This window comes from Microcella sp., from assembly GCF_046293215.1.
GTDB lineage: Bacteria > Actinomycetota > Actinomycetes > Actinomycetales > Microbacteriaceae > Microcella.
In genome coordinates, this window is the sequence record NZ_JBKBPI010000003.1 from 183402 (window position 1) to 199549 (window position 16148).

15 protein-coding genes are annotated in these 16148 nt (G+C 67.9%); 10 read left to right on the plus strand and 5 right to left on the minus strand.

The features are described 5' to 3' along the window. Positions 1 to 13: 13 nt before the first annotated feature. Positions 14 to 703 carry a 50S ribosomal protein L1 gene (gene rplA / locus ACK4SC_RS04390; protein ID WP_409615169.1) on the plus strand — a complete coding sequence of 230 codons (690 nt, stop codon included), beginning with the start codon at positions 14 to 16 and terminating at the stop codon, positions 701 to 703. A gap of 111 nt (positions 704 to 814) precedes the next feature. Here the strand turns inward: rplA and ACK4SC_RS04395 are convergent, their stop codons facing one another. Next, entirely contained in the window at positions 815 to 1777 is a 963-nt protein-coding gene (locus ACK4SC_RS04395; protein WP_409615171.1) for an NADP-dependent oxidoreductase, read from the minus strand. A gap of 218 nt (positions 1778 to 1995) precedes the next feature. Between ACK4SC_RS04395 and ACK4SC_RS04400 the strand changes: the two genes are divergently transcribed. From ACK4SC_RS04400 to ACK4SC_RS04410, 3 genes are read left to right on the plus strand one after another with little or no spacing between them, the layout of a single operon-like run. After that, positions 1996 to 2739: a response regulator transcription factor gene (locus ACK4SC_RS04400; RefSeq protein WP_409615174.1), complete on the plus strand. Its 744-nt coding sequence runs from the start codon at positions 1996 to 1998 to the stop codon at positions 2737 to 2739. Continuing rightward, positions 2739 to 4166, plus strand: a complete 1428-nt coding sequence (locus tag ACK4SC_RS04405; RefSeq protein WP_409615177.1) for a sensor histidine kinase — start codon at positions 2739 to 2741, stop codon at positions 4164 to 4166. Before ACK4SC_RS04400 ends, ACK4SC_RS04405 begins: the two co-directional genes overlap by 1 nt. A gap of 10 nt (positions 4167 to 4176) precedes the next feature. Further along, positions 4177 to 5022, plus strand: a complete 846-nt coding sequence (locus ACK4SC_RS04410; RefSeq protein ID WP_409615180.1) for an NAD-dependent epimerase/dehydratase family protein — start codon at positions 4177 to 4179, stop codon at positions 5020 to 5022. A 32-nt stretch (positions 5023 to 5054) separates the two neighbouring features. On the opposite strand, the gene ACK4SC_RS04415 is transcribed toward ACK4SC_RS04410, so the two are convergent. Continuing rightward, on the minus strand, positions 5055 to 6491 hold the full coding sequence (locus tag ACK4SC_RS04415; RefSeq protein WP_198674366.1) for an NADP-dependent isocitrate dehydrogenase: 1437 nt from the start codon (positions 6489 to 6491) through the stop codon (positions 5055 to 5057). Positions 6492 to 6838: 347 nt separating this feature from the next. Between ACK4SC_RS04415 and rplJ the strand changes: the two genes are divergently transcribed. Continuing rightward, a complete protein-coding gene (rplJ, locus tag ACK4SC_RS04420) occupies positions 6839 to 7357 on the plus strand; it encodes a 50S ribosomal protein L10 (RefSeq protein WP_409615183.1) in 519 nt (172 codons plus the stop codon). A gap of 48 nt (positions 7358 to 7405) precedes the next feature. Then, positions 7406 to 7798 carry a 50S ribosomal protein L7/L12 gene (gene rplL / locus ACK4SC_RS04425; RefSeq protein WP_409615186.1) on the plus strand — a complete coding sequence of 131 codons (393 nt, stop codon included), beginning with the start codon at positions 7406 to 7408 and terminating at the stop codon, positions 7796 to 7798. Positions 7799 to 7915: 117 nt separating this feature from the next. Here the strand turns inward: rplL and ACK4SC_RS04430 are convergent, their stop codons facing one another. Further along, a complete protein-coding gene (locus ACK4SC_RS04430) occupies positions 7916 to 8932 on the minus strand; it encodes a LacI family DNA-binding transcriptional regulator (RefSeq protein WP_409615189.1) in 1017 nt (338 codons plus the stop codon). Positions 8933 to 9289: 357 nt separating this feature from the next. Here ACK4SC_RS04430 and ACK4SC_RS04435 point away from each other — a divergent pair, with 357 nt between their 5' ends. The 4 genes from ACK4SC_RS04435 to ACK4SC_RS04450 all read left to right on the plus strand — a co-directional run bounded on the left by ACK4SC_RS04435 (position 9290) and on the right by ACK4SC_RS04450 (position 14638). Then, a complete protein-coding gene (locus tag ACK4SC_RS04435; protein WP_409615193.1) occupies positions 9290 to 10663 on the plus strand; it encodes an ABC transporter substrate-binding protein in 1374 nt (457 codons plus the stop codon). Between the two features lie 104 nt (positions 10664 to 10767). Beyond that, entirely contained in the window at positions 10768 to 11751 is a 984-nt protein-coding gene (locus ACK4SC_RS04440; protein WP_409615196.1) for a carbohydrate ABC transporter permease, read from the plus strand. Continuing rightward, entirely contained in the window at positions 11748 to 12704 is a 957-nt protein-coding gene (locus ACK4SC_RS04445; protein ID WP_409615198.1) for a carbohydrate ABC transporter permease, read from the plus strand. Before ACK4SC_RS04440 ends, ACK4SC_RS04445 begins: the two co-directional genes overlap by 4 nt. Before the next feature lie 68 nt (positions 12705 to 12772). Beyond that, positions 12773 to 14638, plus strand: coding sequence for an ABC transporter ATP-binding protein (locus ACK4SC_RS04450; protein ID WP_409615201.1), 1866 nt, complete (start codon positions 12773 to 12775; stop codon positions 14636 to 14638). On the opposite strand, the gene ACK4SC_RS04455 is transcribed toward ACK4SC_RS04450, so the two are convergent. Continuing rightward, positions 14635 to 15321 (minus strand): DUF305 domain-containing protein, encoded by a 687-nt coding sequence (locus ACK4SC_RS04455; RefSeq protein WP_409615204.1) that lies wholly within the window; start codon positions 15319 to 15321, stop codon positions 14635 to 14637. The two genes, ACK4SC_RS04450 and ACK4SC_RS04455, sit on opposite strands and share 4 nt — an antisense overlap. 2 nt (positions 15322 to 15323) lie before the next feature. Continuing rightward, positions 15324 to 16004 carry a DUF3105 domain-containing protein gene (locus ACK4SC_RS04460; RefSeq protein ID WP_409615207.1) on the minus strand — a complete coding sequence of 227 codons (681 nt, stop codon included), beginning with the start codon at positions 16002 to 16004 and terminating at the stop codon, positions 15324 to 15326. Positions 16005 to 16148 lie beyond the last annotated feature (144 nt).

A 16148-nucleotide genomic window follows, 5' to 3' on the forward strand; every position in this document is an offset into this window, starting at 1 on the left:
ACAGGAGATCAACATGGCACAGAAGTCCAAGGCTTACCGGGCCGCGGCCGAGAAGATTGAGCCCGGCAAGTACTACACCCCGGCCGAGGCCGTCGCGGTGGCCCGCGAGACCGGCTCGAAGAAGATGGATTCGACCGTCGAGGTCGCGCTGAAGCTCGGCGTCGACCCCCGCAAGGCCGACCAGATGGTGCGCGGCACCGTCAACCTGCCGCACGGCACGGGCAAGACCGCCCGCGTCATCGTGTTCGCCACCGGCCCCGCGGCCGAGGCGGCACTCGCGGCCGGTGCCGATGAGGTCGGCGGCGCCGAGCTCATCGAGAAGGTCGCCGGCGGCTACACCGCTTTCGACTCGGCCGTCTCGACCCCCGAGCTCATGGGCCAGGTCGGACGCCTCGGTAAGGTGCTCGGCCCCCGCGGCCTCATGCCGAACCCGAAGACCGGCACCGTGACGCCCGACGTCGCGAAGGCTGTCACCGACATCAAGGGCGGAAAGATCGAGTTCCGCGTCGACAAGCACGCCAACGTGCACTTCGTCGTGGGCAAGACCGGCTTCACCGCCGAGCAGCTGGCCGAGAACATCCAGGCTGCGCTCGACGAGGTCGTTCGACTGAAGCCGTCGAGCTCGAAGGGCCGGTACATCCAGAAGGGGTCCGTGTCGACCACCTTCGGCCCGGGCATCCCGCTCGACGTCAACGTTCTGTAGGTGGCGGCGCGGGCAACCGCGCTCGTCGACTCGCGAAGGCCCCGCTATGGCGGGGCCTTCGTCGTTGTCTGCCTGCGGGATGCGAGGCGCGCGTCCCGGTGATCGGCCCGACTACTCGGCGACGGTGAGCACGAGCTTGCCGCGCACGTGACCGCCCTCGAGCAGCCGGTGGGCCTCGGCGGCCTCGGCGAGGGGGAACGTGCGGTCGACGTGCACGCGCAAGTCGCCGGAATCGATCAACCGGGCGATCACGGCGAGCGTCGACCCGGACGGTGCGACCCGATACCCGGTGGCGCGCACGCCCGCCGCGGCGGCTTCCTCGTCCATGGTGGGCCAGCTGCCCGTCGGCGCGTTGACCAGCAACCCGCCAGGGCGCAGCACCGAGAGTGACCGTGACCCGGTGTTGTCGTGCACGTTGCCGATGAGGTCGATCACGACGTCGACCTCGTCGACCGCCTCATCGAACCGCTCAGCGCTGTAGTCGATGACCCGCGAGGCGCCCAGCTCGTGCAACCAGCCGACGTTGCGCTGCGACGCGGTGGCGGTGACGCGCGCGCCAAAGTAGGCGGCGAGCTGCACCGCGAAGTGACCGACGCCTCCGGCGCCCGCGTGGATGAGCATCCGTTGCCCATCGTGGGCGCGCGCCACGTCGACGACCATGCCCCACGCGGTGAGAGCCGCGAGCGGAACGGCCGCCGCTTCGACCGGGCTCAGGGTCGTCGGCGCCGGGGTGAGAAACGCCTCGGGTACGACGGCGTACTCGGCGTACGTGCCGTCGAGGCGCGGCACCATCGTCATTCCGTACACGCGCCGCCCCGGTTGCAGCGGGTGCGCCTGGTAGGGCGACTCGACGATCTCGCCGCACAGGTCGTAGCCGAGGATCGCCGGATACGCGCGAATTGCGCCCGAAACCCCGCGGCCCGACCGCGTTTTCGCGTCGATGGGGTTGACGCCCGCCGCCAGCACCTTGACGAGCACTTCGGCGTTCGCCCGCACCGGCATCGGCGCGTCAATCGACTGCAGCACCTCCGGCCCGCCGATCTCGGTCATCGCCACCGCGCGCATCGTGGTCATTCGCGTCCCTGCCGTTTCTGGTCGCCGCGTCATTGCCGTCCCATTGTGGCGCGTGCGTGTTTCGCGCGTGTCACGGTCGCGCGGCCCGGCGGTGAACGGGGAGCGACGCGGCGGCGCGGTCCGGTGCCGCGGCCCGCGAGCACCCCATAAAGGATGCGTTTAGCTCGTTCATAGAATGGGCACAGACCGCGCATAGCGGGCTTCGCAGAATGGAAGTCATGACCGACACCGACACCCTGCCAGACACCCCGCGGCTGACCCGTCCCGACGGGTCCCCCGTGCGCGCCCTCGTCGTCGACGACGAACCGTCGCTGGCCGATCTGGTGTCGATGGCGCTGCGCTACGAAGGCTGGGATGTTCGCACCGCCTTGACGGGGGAGGACGCGGTCGCCGAGGGGCGCACCTTCGCCCCCGACATCGTCGTGCTCGACATCATGCTGCCCGACATCGACGGGCTCGAGGTCATGAAGCGGATGCGCACCGATGGACGCGACGTGCCGGTGCTGTTCCTCACCGCGAAAGACGCGGTCGACGATCGGGTCGCCGGCCTCACGGCGGGCGGCGACGACTACGTGACGAAGCCGTTCAGCCTGGAGGAGTTGGTGGCGCGGTTGCGCGGCCTCATCCGGCGGAGCGCGAGCGTCGTCAGCGAGAAGGCCGACCCCGAGATTCGCGTGGGCGACCTCGTCTTGAACGAGGAGAGCTACGAGGTGCGCCGCGGTGACACCGAGATCGAACTCACCGCGACCGAATTCGAGCTGCTGCGCTACCTCATGCGCAACCCCCGTCGCGTGCTGTCGAAGCCGCAGATTCTCGATCGGGTGTGGAGCTACGACTTCGGCGGCCGATCGAGCATCGTCGAGATCTACATCTCGTACTTGCGCAAAAAGATCGACACCCTCGGCCCGCCCATGATCCACACGGTGCGCGGGGTCGGCTACCTGATCAAGCCGGTCTCGTAATGCTGGGCCGGTGGTCGCTGCAGCGCCGCCTCATTGCGGGGATCCTCGCGCTGCTGGCGCTCGCCACCCTCGGCATCGGCCTCATCAGCACCGTCGCGGTGCGCTCGGCCCTCGTCGCCCAGCTGGATGACGAATTGCGCGAAGTCTCCAGCCGCGTGCAGTTCGTCGTCGGCACCCGCCCAGCCGACCCCCGGCTCGGCTTTACGCCCGGGTTGCCGGTCGGCAGCCTCATCGCGTTCGTCTCGCCGGGCGGGCGCGTCAGCGCCGCCTACCTCGACGAGGCCGCGCGCGTGCAAGAGCTGTCGCCGCTGCAGCTGCGGGTTCTCGCCGACACGACGCTCGACCGCCCCCGCACGGTGCGCTTTCCGGGCATCAGCGGCGAGTTCCGCGTGTTGGCGACCGAGCTGCCGAGCGGGTCGACCCTGCTCGTGGGCCTCTCGACGCGCGAGGTGGTCGTGACGACCAGCCGTCTCGGGGCCGTGATCACGATCATCCTGGTCGGAACCCTCACCGTTGCCGCGGTGCTGGGTCGCGAGGTGGTGCGCCTCGGGCTCGGGCCTCTCACGCGAATCCGCGAGACGGCGACGCAGATCTCGCGCCAGCCCCTCGACCGGGGTGCCGTCGATCTACGCGACCGCATCGCCCAGATCGATACCGATCCCGAAACAGAGGTCGGTCAACTGGGCGGCGCGTTCGCCCGGATGCTCGTGCACGTTCAGCGCTCGCTGGACGCCCGCGAGGCGAGCGAACAGAAGGTGCGTCGGTTCGTCGCGGATGCGAGCCACGAGTTGCGCACGCCGCTGGCGGCCATTCGCGGCTACAGCGAATTGACGCGACGCGGCGGGCACGAGCTGCCCGATGACGTCCGGCACGCGCTCAGCCGCATCGAAAGCGAGTCGGTGCGCATGTCGGGGCTCGTCGACGACCTGCTGCTGCTTGCCCGGCTCGACGAGGGGCGGCAGCTGGCGCGCGATCGCGTCGACCTGGGCCGGCTGCTCGTCGACGCCGTCGCGGATGCGCGCGCCACCTCGCCCGATCACGCCTGGATCGTGCGCGTGCCCGAGGAGCCGGTGACGGTGCTCGGTGACCAACCGCGCCTGCACCAGGCTGTCGCGAACTTGCTCGCCAATGCCCGCGTCCACACTCCGCCGGGAACAGAGGTGACGGCCGCACTCGGCACGCTCGAAGGCCGGGCGATCGTCACCGTCACCGACACGGGCCCTGGTATTCCCGACGAGGTGCAGCCGGTGCTGTTCGAACGCTTCGCGCGCGCCGATACCTCGCGCTCTCGTGCCACGGGATCCACGGGGCTGGGCCTCGCCATTACGGCGGCTATCGTGCGCGCTCACGACGGCGTCGTCGATGCCGTCTCGGAGCCGGGCCAGACCGTGTTCCGCGTACGGCTGCCTCTCGCGCCGGACGCCTAGGCTCGAGCGCATGCAGATCATCGTCACCGGTTCTCGCGGCAAGCTCGGAGTCGGCGTTGTCGCGGCGCTCCGCGAGGCCGGCCACCGCGTCATCGAGTTCGACGCGCGCGGCGATCGCGGCCCCGACAGCGTGCAGATCGACCTCACCGACTACGGCCAGGTTGCCGACGCGATCGCGGGTGTCGAGGAGCGTCACTCCGGCGTCGACGCCGTTGTGCACCTCGCTGCCGTGCCGGCCCCCGGCATCGTGCCCGACACCGCGCTCATCACGCAGAACCTCACGATGACGATCAACGTGTTTCAGGCCGCGCGCCGCGCCGGCATCTCGCGCATCGTTCACGCCTCCAGCGAGACCCTGCTGGGCATCCCGATGGCGATCGACCCGCCGTACGTGCCGCTCGATGAGGCCGCGCCGACGCGCCCGGAGTTCATGTACGCGGTCGGCAAGCACCTCGAGGAGGAACTCGCCCGCAAGCTCGTGCGGTGGGACCCTGCGCTGCGCATCACCGGCCTGCGCTTCAGCAACGTCATGGCGGAAGAGGATTACGCCGAGTTCCCGTCATGGCAGCACGACACGAGCGTCAGACGCTGGAACCTGTTCGGCTACATCGACCGCCGAGATGGCGGGCAAGCCGTGCTGCGCGCGCTGGAGAACGCGGCCCCTGGCTATGACACCTTCATCATCGCGGCGGCCGACACCGTGATGGAGCGCCCGTCGGTCGAACTCCTCGACGCCGAATTCCCGACCGTGCCGCGCTCACGCGACATCGTCGGCCGCGAGACGTTGCTCGACATCACGCGTGCCCGCGACGTGCTCGGCTACGCGCCGCAACATTCCTGGCGCGACTATGTGTAGCCCCCAGCGGGCACGCGTGACGTCGAGTCAGCTCAGTCTTCGCCCTGCGCCTTTGTGAACGACGGCTCGCCGTCGAATTCTTGAAGCAGTTCGACGTGCATCCACGTGACGCGTGATTCGACCCGCGCGAGCAGGTCGCGAATGGCCGCTCGATCGAGGTCGCCGTCACCGCGCTGCATGAACCGGCAGCGGTAGTGATCGACCATGTCGATGTTGGTGTTGCCGTCGGGGTACACCTTGGTGCCGCGGTTGGAGATCATCTTCAGGTACACGGCAGCGTCGCTCGTGGCGGCCTCCAGCTCGGGGCCGAGCTCGTGGGGGAGCATGCCCGACTCGATGAAGACGTCGACGCCCACGACGCGGCGCGACGTCGGGGTGACCGTGACGGGGTTCTCGACCGGGCTCGGCAGCGCGAGCGGCCGACCACGGCGAACGGGGTAGCCCTCGGCCGATCGGCCGAAGTTGTCGATGATCGCCGAGGCGAAGTCGGTCGTCGAGACCCCCGAGTCGTAGCCGACGACGTCGCCGGTCAGAGTGCCGGCGCCGACCGTTGCGAACAGGGCGTTCTCGATGGTCTCGGCCTCGTCCACGTGCCCCAGGTGCTTCAGCATCATGACGGAGGACAGAATCACCGCGGTCGGGTTGATCACGTTCTGACCGGCGTACTTCGGCGCCGATCCGTGCACGGCCTCAAAGATCGCGACGCCGGAGCCAAGGTTGGCCGACGGCGCGAAGCCGAGCCCGCCGACGAGGGCGGAGGTGAGGTCGCTCAGGATGTCGCCGTTCATGTTGGTCGTGACGATGACATCGAACTGCTCGGGACGCTTCACCAGCTGGTGAGCGGCGTTGTCGATGATGATGTGACGCGCCTCGATGTCGGGATACTCGGGGGCGATGCGCTCGAAGGTGCGCTTGAGCTCACCCTCGGTGAGCTTCATGATGTTCGACTTGGTCGCGCAGGCGACCGAGTGGCGACCCTCGCTGCGCGCGTACTCGAACGCCGTACGCACGATCTTCTCGGAGCCTTTGCGCGAGATCAGCTTCAGACACTGGGCGACGCCCGGCGTCTGCATGTGTTCGATGCCCGCGTACAGGTCTTCAACGTTCTCGCGCACGACGACGAGATCGATGCCCGAGCCGGAGTACCGGGTCGTCACCCCGGGCAACTCGCGCACGGGGCGAATGTTGGCGTAGGTCTCGAACAGCTTGCGCAGGGTCACGTTCGCCGACTTCTCGCCGAAGCCCACGGGCGTGCCCAGCGGGCCCTTCAGGACGGTGCGGGTGCGGGTGATCGAGTCGATCGTCTCCTGGGGCACGCCGCTGGCGATGCCGCGCCGGAAGACGGTTTCTCCCGCTTCCTGCTCGTCCCACTCGATGGGGGCGCCGCTGGCGTCGATGATTCGACGTGCCGCGGCGACGCATTCGGGTCCGACACCATCGCCGGGGATCAGGGTGACCTGCGAGGCCATGAATTCTCCTTTACGGGGGATGAACGACGACAACAGCAGAAACATATTGCATGTATCGCAAATCCTCAATAGGGGGTGGTGACGAGAATTTGGTCGCCGGGGGGTGCATCCCGTAGGCTGATCGAGCCCAAGACCGCTGGTCATCGGCGTGTCCGCGTGCGGACACAGCGATTGAAAGCTCGCAGACGCTCCCCGGAGCGCGTGTGACGGCCCGCGCAGGTGATTCGAAACCTTCCACACTCACGTTCGCGTGCGTGTGACCACTAAGGCTCCGAGCGCTTGCGCCGGAGCCTTCGCCATTTCTGCGGTGCGGTTGTCGGGCACACACCCACGACACAAGGAGCACCATGGCGAACAAGGAAGCAACGGTCGCCGAGCTGAAGGAGATCATCTCCAGCTCGTCCGCCGTACTGCTCACCGAGTACCGCGGCCTCACGGTGGCGCAGCTGAAGACGCTGCGCAGCACCCTCCGTGAGAACGCGTCCTACGCCGTGGTGAAGAACACGCTGACCAAGATCGCGGCCAACGAGGCTGGAATCGACTCGCTCGATGACATGCTCGCCGGACCGACCGCGATCGCGTTCGTCCACGGGGACCCCGTGACGGTCGCCAAGGCTCTGCGCGACTTCGCCAAGGCCAACCCGGCCCTGGTGGTGAAGGGCGGTTACTTCGACGGTAACCCGCTCACCGCCGCCGAGGTCACCAAGCTGGCCGAGCTCGAGACCCGGGAGGTGCTGCTGGCGAAGTTCGCCGGTGCCGCCAAGGCCTCGCTGTTCGGTGCCGCATACATGTTCAACGCGCCGCTCGCGCAGGCCGCTCGTGCGGTCGACGCCCTGCGGCAGAAGCAGGAATCGGCCGGCGCGTAACGCCGATCGACCCACGATCCACACACACCCCGTACACAAGGAGAAATCATGGCCAAGCTCACCACTGACGAGCTCATCGAGGCGTTCAAGGAGCTGTCGCTCATCGAGCTCAGCGAGTTCGTGAAGAAGTTCGAAGAGGTCTTCGAGGTCACCGCTGCTGCCCCCGTCGCCGTTGCCGCTGCTCCGGCCGCTGGTGGCGCCGCTGGTGGCGACGCCGAGGTCGAGGAGAAGGACTCGTTCGACGTCGTTCTCGAGGCCGCTGGCGACAAGAAGATCCAGGTCATCAAGGAGGTCCGCGCGCTCACGAGCCTCGGCCTCGGCGAGGCCAAGGCCGTTGTCGACGGTGCGCCCAGCACCGTCCTCGAGGGCGCCAACAAGGAGACCGCCGAGAAGGCCAAGGCTCAGCTCGAAGAGGCTGGCGCCACCGTCACGCTCAAGTAGTCGCCTCCCCCGCATCGGGGGATTCGCCACGACGCCCCGCATCGACTTCGGTCGGCGCGGGGCGTCGTGCCGTGAGCGGCGGGATGCGCGCGGCGGCTTCTTGGGGAAACGGTCGCGCTAGGGGTCGCGGCGGGCCGCCGTCGACTGGCGCACGATCAAGCGCGTGGGCAGCACGACGTGTTCGTCGGGCGCGGGCGCGTCGAGATTCTCGATCTGCTGGATCAGGAACTCGACGGCACGGTCACCCTGCGAGCCGGGTCGTTGGGCGAGTGTCGTGAGTCCGAACATCTCGGCCATGGGGTGATCGTCGATGCCGATGATGGACAGCTCCTGCGGGATCGAGATGCCGAGCTGACGGGCCGCGATCATGATGCCGATCGCGATCTCGTCGCAGCCGGCGAAAATCGCCGTCGGCCGGGTCCGCGGGTCGCCGAGCAGCGACAGCCCCACCTGGTAGCCGCCCGGCACCGAGAATTCCGCCTCGCGGAAGTCGTCGTCGAGTACGAGCCCGGCGTCGTTGACCGCCCGGGTGAAGCCGTCGTACCGGCTGCTGTGCACTCGGAAATCCATCTGCTCGCTCTGGTCGCCGCCGACGTGCATGATGCGCCGGTGGCCGAGGCTGATGAGGTGCTCGGTCGCCAGCCGCGCGGTCTCGACATCGTCGATCGACAGCGACGGGATTCCGGCGATGCGCCCGCCGATGCCCGCGAGCGGCTTGCCCAGCGCCTGCAACATCTGAACCTCGTGCGGGCTCAGGGCGATGGTGACGGCGATCACCGCGTCGACACGCTTGCGCACGAGGAAGTAGTCGAACACCCGGCGCCGCAGCTCGGTGTCCATGCTCAGCCGGTAGAGCGTCAGGTCGTAGCCGGATCGGATCAGCGCCTTCTCGATGCCTTCGAGCACCTCGGCGAAGTACCAGCGGTTGATGTACGGGATGACGACGCCGACGTTGCGGGTGCGCCCAGTCACGAGGCTCGCGGCGGTCGACGACACGACGTAGCCGAGTTCGGCGGCGGCGGTCTCGACGCGGCGCCGGGTCTCCGTCGACACGTATCCGCGACCGCTGAGCGCCCGCGACGCCGTCGACTTTGAGACGCCCGCAATACGGGCCACGTCGGCCAGGATGCTCATGCCTCGTCGGTCCTCCATTGGACGCCGGTTGCGCGCGGCTCGCCTCGCCGCGTCACGTATGCATCCGGAGTGTAGCCAAAATCTGGGCGGTCTGGAACCGGTGCCAGAAATTCCGGCGCGTGTCGGGGTGCGCACCCCGTGCATCCGCCTGCGAGCGCGATGAGCGTTCCACAACGGATCGATAACGGCGCGCGAAACAGCGGTTGCGCCGCCGCGAACGCTGACGTAACGTTCCACCTGGAACCGGTTCCCGACAACGACGTGAAACGGCGTGGTGGGGGCTGAGCCCGACACCTGCACCAACCCACGCGCGGCGCATCCGACGCCGCCGTCCGACCCTCAATGAGGAGGAAACACATGAGTTCCACTCTCCGACGCCGGCTTCTTGGGCCGGCAGCGGCGATCGGCGCCGTCAGCCTGGTTCTTGCCGGCTGTGCCGCCGAGTCCGAGACCCCGGCCCCCGGCGGCAACGGCGGTAACGGCGGCGACGCGAACTGCGCCGAGTACGAGCAGTACGGCGAGTTCTCGGGCCAGACGGTCGAGATCTACGCGACCATCATCGACGTCGAGGCCGACAACCTCGTCACCAGCTGGTCTGACTTTGAAGAGTGCACCGGCATCACGATCAACTACGTCGGCACGCAGGAAGCCGAGACGCAGATCAACGTGCGTGCGGCCGCTGGAGACGCCCCTGACCTGATGATCATCCCGCAGCCGGGCCTCCTGCAGCGCCTGATCGAAGACGGCTACGTCGTGCCGGCCCCCGAGGCCGTTGAGGCGAACGTTGACGAGTTCTGGAGCGAGTCGTGGAAGGGCTACGGCACCGTCGACGGCACCTTCTACGCGGCTCCGCTCATGGCGAGCGTTAAGGGCTACGTCTGGTACTCGCCGGCCGACTTCGAGGAGAACGGCTACGAAGTTCCCACCACGTGGGACGAGATGGTCGCTCTGACCGAGCAGATGACCGAGCGCAACGAGGGCGCCTACCGCCCCTGGTGTGTCGGCTTCGGCTCGGGTGACGCGACCGGCTGGGTCGGCACCGACTGGGTCGAGGACGCCGTGCTGCGTCTCGCCGGCCCCGAGACCTACGACGCGTGGGTCGCCGGTGACACCCTGTTCGCCGACCCCGAGATCGTTGACTCGATCAACCTCGTCGGTGACATCATGCTCAACCCCGAGTTCGTCAACGGTGGCTTCGGTGGCGTGAGCTCGATTGTCTCGACGACCTTCCAGGACGCTGGTCTCCAGATCCTCGACGGAAACTGCTCGCTGCACCGCCAGGCGTCGTTCTACGAGGCTCAGTGGGGCGAGGGCGTGACGGTTGCTCCCGACGGTGACGTCTGGGCCTTCCTGACCCCGCCGATCAACGCCGAGGACGGCTTCGCTGTCACCGGTGGTGGCGAGTTCGTGGCCGCCTTCAACAGCGACGACGCCACGGCCGCCGTGCAGGCCTACCTGTCGAGCGACACCTGGGCGAACAACCGCATCGCCCTCGGTGGCGTGATCTCGGCGAACCAGGGCCTCGACCCGCAGCTCGCCAGCTCGCCGCTGGCGGTGCAGTCGATCGAGATCCTGCAGGACCCCAACACGGTGTTCCGCTTCGACGCCTCCGACCTCATGCCCGCCGCTGTCGGCACCAGCTCGTTCTGGACCGGCATGACGGACTGGGTGCTCGGAGAGCTCACCACCGACCAGCTCGTCACCTTCATCGACGGGACCTTCCCGCGCTGATCTGACCCGCTGATCACCATCTGAACTCGGCCCACCGGGAATCCCTTCTCGGTGGGCCGAGTCGTCAGGTAGCGTGGCCTCAAACCAATGGAGGTTTACCCGGCATGACTGCTTTCTGGGCTGACTTATTCGAGAAATTCGGCGTCATGGTCGTGGGCCTTGTGGCCTTCGCCGCGGTCGTCGGAATCGTCCTCTTCCTCGCCGATCGGGCCCCGAAGAAGGGTCGAGACTTCTGGCAGCTTCTCGCCTTCGTCTCCCCGGCGATGATCCTGCTCGCGATCGGTTTGATCTACCCCGCGATTCGCACGATCTACCTCTCGTTCACCAACCGCTCCGGACGCGAGTGGGTGGGGCTGCGGAACTACGAGTGGATGTTCACGCAGCCCGAGATCATCACGGTGCTCGTCAACACCCTCATCTGGGTCGCCCTCGTGCCGACCCTCTCCACCATCTTCGGCCTCGCCTATGCCGTCTTCATCGACAAGTCGCACGGCGAGAAGGTGCTGAAGTCGCTCGTGTTCATGCCGATGGCGATCTCGTTCGTCGGCGCGGGCATCATCTGGCGCTTCGTGTACGAGTACCGCGAGCTCGGCTTTGGTGAGCAGATCGGAATCCTGAACCAGATCATCGTCTGGTTCGGCGGCGAGCCCCAGCAGTTCCTGCAGAACTCGCCGTGGAACACGTTCTTCCTCATCATCGTCATGGTCTGGATCCAGACCGGTTTCGCGATGGTGCTTCTCTCGGCCGCGATCAAGGGCGTTCCGGTCGAGATCATCGAGGCCGCCCGTCTCGACGGGGCGAACGCGTGGCAGCAGTTCCGCAACGTGACGCTCCCCGGTATTCGCGGAACTCTCGTCGTCGTCATCACCACGATCTCGATCGCCACCCTGAAGGTGTTCGACATCGTTCGGGCGATGACCGGCGGCCAGTTCGGCACCTCGGTCGTCGCCAACGAGATGTACACGCAGGCGTTCAACCGCGGTGAGATCGGGCAGGGCTCGGCGCTCGCGCTGATCCTGTTCGTGATGGTGCTCCCGATCGTCATCTACAACGTGCGTGTCATGCGTAAGCAGAAGGAGATCCGATGACCGAGGCAGTGGAGAAGGCTGAGGCGAAGCTCGACCGCCCGCTCGGTCAGCGCAACGAGTACACCGCCGAAGGCGCGGTCGCTCGCAAGTTCCGCAAGTCGAAGGAAAAGCTGACGTCGCCCTGGGCGACGGCGGCGGCCATCATCATCGCGGTGATCTGGACGATCCCGACGTTCGGCCTGTTGGTCTCGTCGATTCGCACGCCGACCGAGATCCGCACGACTGGCTGGTGGACCTGGTTCGTCAACCCGTCGTTTACGTTCGACAACTACGCCGACGTGCTGTTCGCATCCGGTGCATCCAGCGCGAACCTCGGGCAGTACTTCGTGAACTCGCTCGTCATCGCGATCCCGGCCGCGATCTTCCCGATCGCGATCGCGACGATGGCGGCGTACGCGTTCGCGTGGATCAAGTTCAAGGGCGCCGGCGCGATGTTCGTGCTGGTGTTCGCGCTGCAGATCGTTCCGCTGCAGATGGCGCTCGTGCCGCTACTGCAGATCTTCTCGCAGGTGCTCGGCATCTCGGGCACGTTCCCCGCGGTGTGGATCGCGCACACGATCTTCGGTCTGCCGCTGTGCATCTTCCTGCTGCACAACTTCATCTCGGAGATCCCCGGTGAGGTGATCGAGGCGGCTCGCGTCGACGGCGCGAACCACACGCAGATCTTCTTCCGGATCATCATTCCGCTGTCGCTGCCGGCGCTCGCCTCGATCGGCATCTTCCAGTTCCTCTGGGTCTGGAACGACCTGCTCGTGGCCCTCGTGTTCTCGGGCGGTACGGTCGACGTCGCGCCCCTGACGCAGCGCCTGGCCGAGCTGGTCGGTAACTTCGGCCGCAACCAGGAGCGACTGCCCGCGGCGGCGTTCATCTCGCTGATCATCCCGCTCATCGTGTTCTTCAGCCTGCAGCGCTACTTCGTGCGCGGCCTGCTGGCGGGCTCGACGAAGGGCTGATCGCCCGCGGCGAGAAGTCGCACCGCGCTGTAAGCAGAAACCCCGGCGCCCCCGCCTAGGCTCAGCACATGAGCATGGGTGGTGGCCGCCGGGGTTTCCGCGTCTCCAGCGGCGACGTCGAGGCGCAACGTGCCGAGAACGCCGCGGCCCCGCGCATCCCGAACCTGCTGGGGCGCATCGCCGAGCTGTTCCGACCGCACCGCATCACCCTCGCCGTGACGATCACGCTGGTGCTCGTGAGCGCGGGGCTCAGCGTGCTGCCCCCGCTGCTGACGCAGCGCGCGTTCGACGAGGGCCTGTTCCCGCCGGAGGGCGCGCCGAACATCCCGCTGCTCGCGCAGCTGGTCGGTCTCATGGTGGTGCTCTGGATGCTCAGCGCCGGTCTCGGCATCGCCCAGACCTGGTTGACGGCGACGGTCGGCAACAGCGTCATGGCCGAGCTGCGGGTGAAGCTGTTCGCGCACCTGCAGCAGATGGAGCTCGCCTTCTTCACACGGACGAAGACCGGCGTCATCCAGTCGCGTCTGCAGAACGACGTCGGGGGCGTGGCGAGCGTGCTGTCGAACACCGTCTCGAGCGTCATCGGCAACACGGTCACCGTCATCGCCGCGTTCGTCGCGATGCTGCTGCTGAGCTGGCAGCTCACGCTCGTCGCCGTCGTTCTGCTGCCGGCCCTGGTCGCGGCCCAGCGCCGCGTCGGCATCGTCCGCGCCCGGATCGCCGGCAAGACGCAGGAGTCGCTCAGTGACATGACCGCGATCACGCAGGAGGCGCTGAGCGTCTCGGGCATCCTGCTGGCAAAGAGTTTCGACCGCCAAGAGGCCGAGGTCAACCGGTACCGCGCAGAGAACGCCGTGCAGCGGCGTCTGCAGGTGCAGCTGCAGATGTCTGGCCAGTGGTTCTTCGCGCTGGTGAACGTCTTCCTCAGCGTGATTCCCGCGATCGTGTACCTGGCCGCCGCCTTCCTCATCGAGGCCGACGTTGCGGTCACGGCCGGCACGCTCGTCGCCTTCACGACGGTGCAGGCCCGGCTCACCTTCCCGCTGCTCGGCCTCATGCGGGTCGCCCTTGACCTGCAAACCTCGGCGGCCCTGTTCGCCCGCATCTTCGAGTACCTCGACCTCGTTCCCTCGATCACGGAGGACGACAATGCGGTGGATGCGCCCCGCGAGTCGGTGGGCAGCATCCGCTTCGATGGCGTCACCTTCCGTTACCCCGACGCCGAGGGCGGTGACGGGCCTCCCACGCTCTCCGATGTGTCATTCACCGTGGAGCCTGGCCAGTTCGTGGCGTTCGTCGGGCCGTCCGGGGCGGGCAAGACGACCATCTCGTACCTGATCCCCCGGCTGTACGAGGCGACGGAGGGGAGGGTGCTGTTTGCCGGTGTCGACGTGCGCGAATTGCGCCGTGCATCCCTGATCGCGGAGGTCGGCATCGTGAGCCAGGAGACCTACCTGTTTCACGCGACCATCGCCGAGAACCTCCGCTACGCGAAGCCGGACGCGAGCGACGAGGAACTGGAGGCGGCGTGCCGAGCGGCGAACATCCACGACACGATTGCGTCGTTCCCCGACGGCTACGCCACGGTGGTCGGTGAGCGCGGCTACCGTCTGTCGGGCGGCGAGAAGCAGCGCATCGCGATCGCGCGCGTGCTGCTCAAAGACCCGCCCGTGCTGGTGCTCGACGAGGCGACGAGTGCGCTCGACTCGACGTCGGAACGCATCGTGCAACGCGCGCTCGATCAGGCGGCGCAAGGCAGAACCACCGTCGCGATCGCGCACCGTCTATCGACCGTGGTGGGTGCCGACGTGATTCACGTGCTGGAGGCGGGCCGCATCGTCGAGACCGGAACCCACGCCGAACTGCTGGCGCGCGGGGGGCTCTACGCGACGCTCGTCGAGCAGCAGCGCACCGACGCGGTCTCGTCTGCCTAGCGGCGGGCCTCGAGCAGTTCGGTCATGTAGTCGAGTTCGCTCTGCTGCACGCGCACCATTCCGCCGGCCAGGTCGAGAACGACCGGATGCTCGCTGCGCTCGATCACGGCGGCCGCCATCTCGACGCCCCCCTGGTGGTGGGCGATCATCAGCTCGAGGAAGATGCGCTCGGCCTCAACGCCGTCGGCGTCGCGCAACTGCTGCATCTGCTCGGGAGTCGCGAGCCCCGGCATCGGCTCGCCGGGCACGTGCGAGTGTTCCGCCGTGCCGTCGTGCGACTCGTGCGAGCCGCCGTCGAGGGCGGGCCGGGTCATCCAGGTCATGCTTGGCTCGGGGGCTGCGGCGGGCAGGCCCCACAGTTGCAACCAGGCCGCCATCTGCCCGATCTGCTGCATCTGCGCGGTCGCCATGTCGAGCGCGAGGAGGCGAATCTCGTCGCTGTCGGAACGGTCCCGAACGAGCAGCGACATCTCGACGGCCTGCGTGTGGTGGGTCTGCATGTCGCGCGAGAAGCCCGCCTCGGCGCTCGTGTTCGAGGGCACCGGGCCCCCGGCGGTCGGGGCCGTGACGCGACCGAGCAGCACGCCGGCGACGAGCGCGACGAGCACCAGCAGTGCGCCGCCCAACAGCAGGCGCACGCGTGGTCCGGTGGTCGCGGTGACCGTGCCGCCCGCCTCACCCATGGCTAGCTGACCCGCCCGGGCCCGTCGAGGGCGTTCGAGCACAGCGCGCCCGGCTCAGGAGCCGACGGCGACAGCCAGTACTTGTCGATGAACTGCGTGATGCGCTCATCGGCGGGGCCGTCGACCTGCACGCGGGCGCCCCACGCACTCGCGATGATGGGCGACTCGAGACCCGCGATCGGCGAGACGATCGCGTGGCGGTCGGGCGCGACGCGACGCAGCTCGGTGAGCTGTTCGTCGCTGAGCTGCTCGGGGTCGTAGGCGAGCCACACCGCGCCGTGCTCGAGCGAGTGCACGGCGTACTCGACGGGCTGCTCTTCTTCGTAGATGCCGCAGTTCAGCCACGACGGGTTGTGCGGCCCACCGGCCGGCGGCATCACGTCGTACTGCACGGGGTCGGTGGTGTGCGTGGGGTCGAGGCCAGGAAACAGCTCCTCGCCCTCGATCTCGATCGCCGCGCGCTCCGCGGCGGTCAGCGGAACCTGCGGCGCGGGGCGCGTGGCGTTCGACACGACGACGGTGATGACGATGCCGAGCACGGCCACGACGGCGGTCGCCGACAGCACGATGGCGACGAGCCGCCCGCGCTTTTCCTTCTTCTGCTTCGCCTTCAGGGCGGCCACCTTCTCGGCACGGCGCTTCTCGCGCTGCTGCTTGACGGTGAGGTTCTCGTCGTTCGTCACGGACGTCTCCAACGGGTGCGGTGAGGGGCGGGGTGGCCCGATTCAGGATGCTCGTGGTGCCTCCGCGCGCGCCCACGGGCGCACGCGTTCTCCCATTCTCCCACCAGACGTTGGCAGACGCTGGGACGGGCCGCGTGCATCCGG

Bases quoted from the DNA above. Each gene is read 5' to 3' on its own strand.
- rplA (WP_409615169.1), top strand. From the start codon at position 14: ATGGCACAGAAGTCCAAGGCTTACCGGGCCGCGGCCGAGAAGATTGAG.
- ACK4SC_RS04395 (WP_409615171.1), bottom strand. From the start codon at position 1,777: ATGACCACGATGCGCGCGGTGGCGATGACCGAGATCGGCGGGCCGGAG.
- ACK4SC_RS04400 (WP_409615174.1), top strand. From the start codon at position 1,996: ATGACCGACACCGACACCCTGCCAGACACCCCGCGGCTGACCCGTCCC.
- ACK4SC_RS04405 (WP_409615177.1), top strand. From the start codon at position 2,739: ATGCTGGGCCGGTGGTCGCTGCAGCGCCGCCTCATTGCGGGGATCCTC.
- ACK4SC_RS04410 (WP_409615180.1), top strand. From the start codon at position 4,177: ATGCAGATCATCGTCACCGGTTCTCGCGGCAAGCTCGGAGTCGGCGTT.
- ACK4SC_RS04415 (WP_198674366.1), bottom strand. From the start codon at position 6,491: ATGGCCTCGCAGGTCACCCTGATCCCCGGCGATGGTGTCGGACCCGAA.
- rplJ (WP_409615183.1), top strand. From the start codon at position 6,839: ATGGCGAACAAGGAAGCAACGGTCGCCGAGCTGAAGGAGATCATCTCC.
- rplL (WP_409615186.1), top strand. From the start codon at position 7,406: ATGGCCAAGCTCACCACTGACGAGCTCATCGAGGCGTTCAAGGAGCTG.
- ACK4SC_RS04430 (WP_409615189.1), bottom strand. From the start codon at position 8,932: ATGAGCATCCTGGCCGACGTGGCCCGTATTGCGGGCGTCTCAAAGTCG.
- ACK4SC_RS04435 (WP_409615193.1), top strand. From the start codon at position 9,290: ATGAGTTCCACTCTCCGACGCCGGCTTCTTGGGCCGGCAGCGGCGATC.
- ACK4SC_RS04440 (WP_409615196.1), top strand. From the start codon at position 10,768: ATGACTGCTTTCTGGGCTGACTTATTCGAGAAATTCGGCGTCATGGTC.
- ACK4SC_RS04445 (WP_409615198.1), top strand. From the start codon at position 11,748: ATGACCGAGGCAGTGGAGAAGGCTGAGGCGAAGCTCGACCGCCCGCTC.
- ACK4SC_RS04450 (WP_409615201.1), top strand. From the start codon at position 12,773: ATGAGCATGGGTGGTGGCCGCCGGGGTTTCCGCGTCTCCAGCGGCGAC.
- ACK4SC_RS04455 (WP_409615204.1), bottom strand. From the start codon at position 15,321: ATGGGTGAGGCGGGCGGCACGGTCACCGCGACCACCGGACCACGCGTG.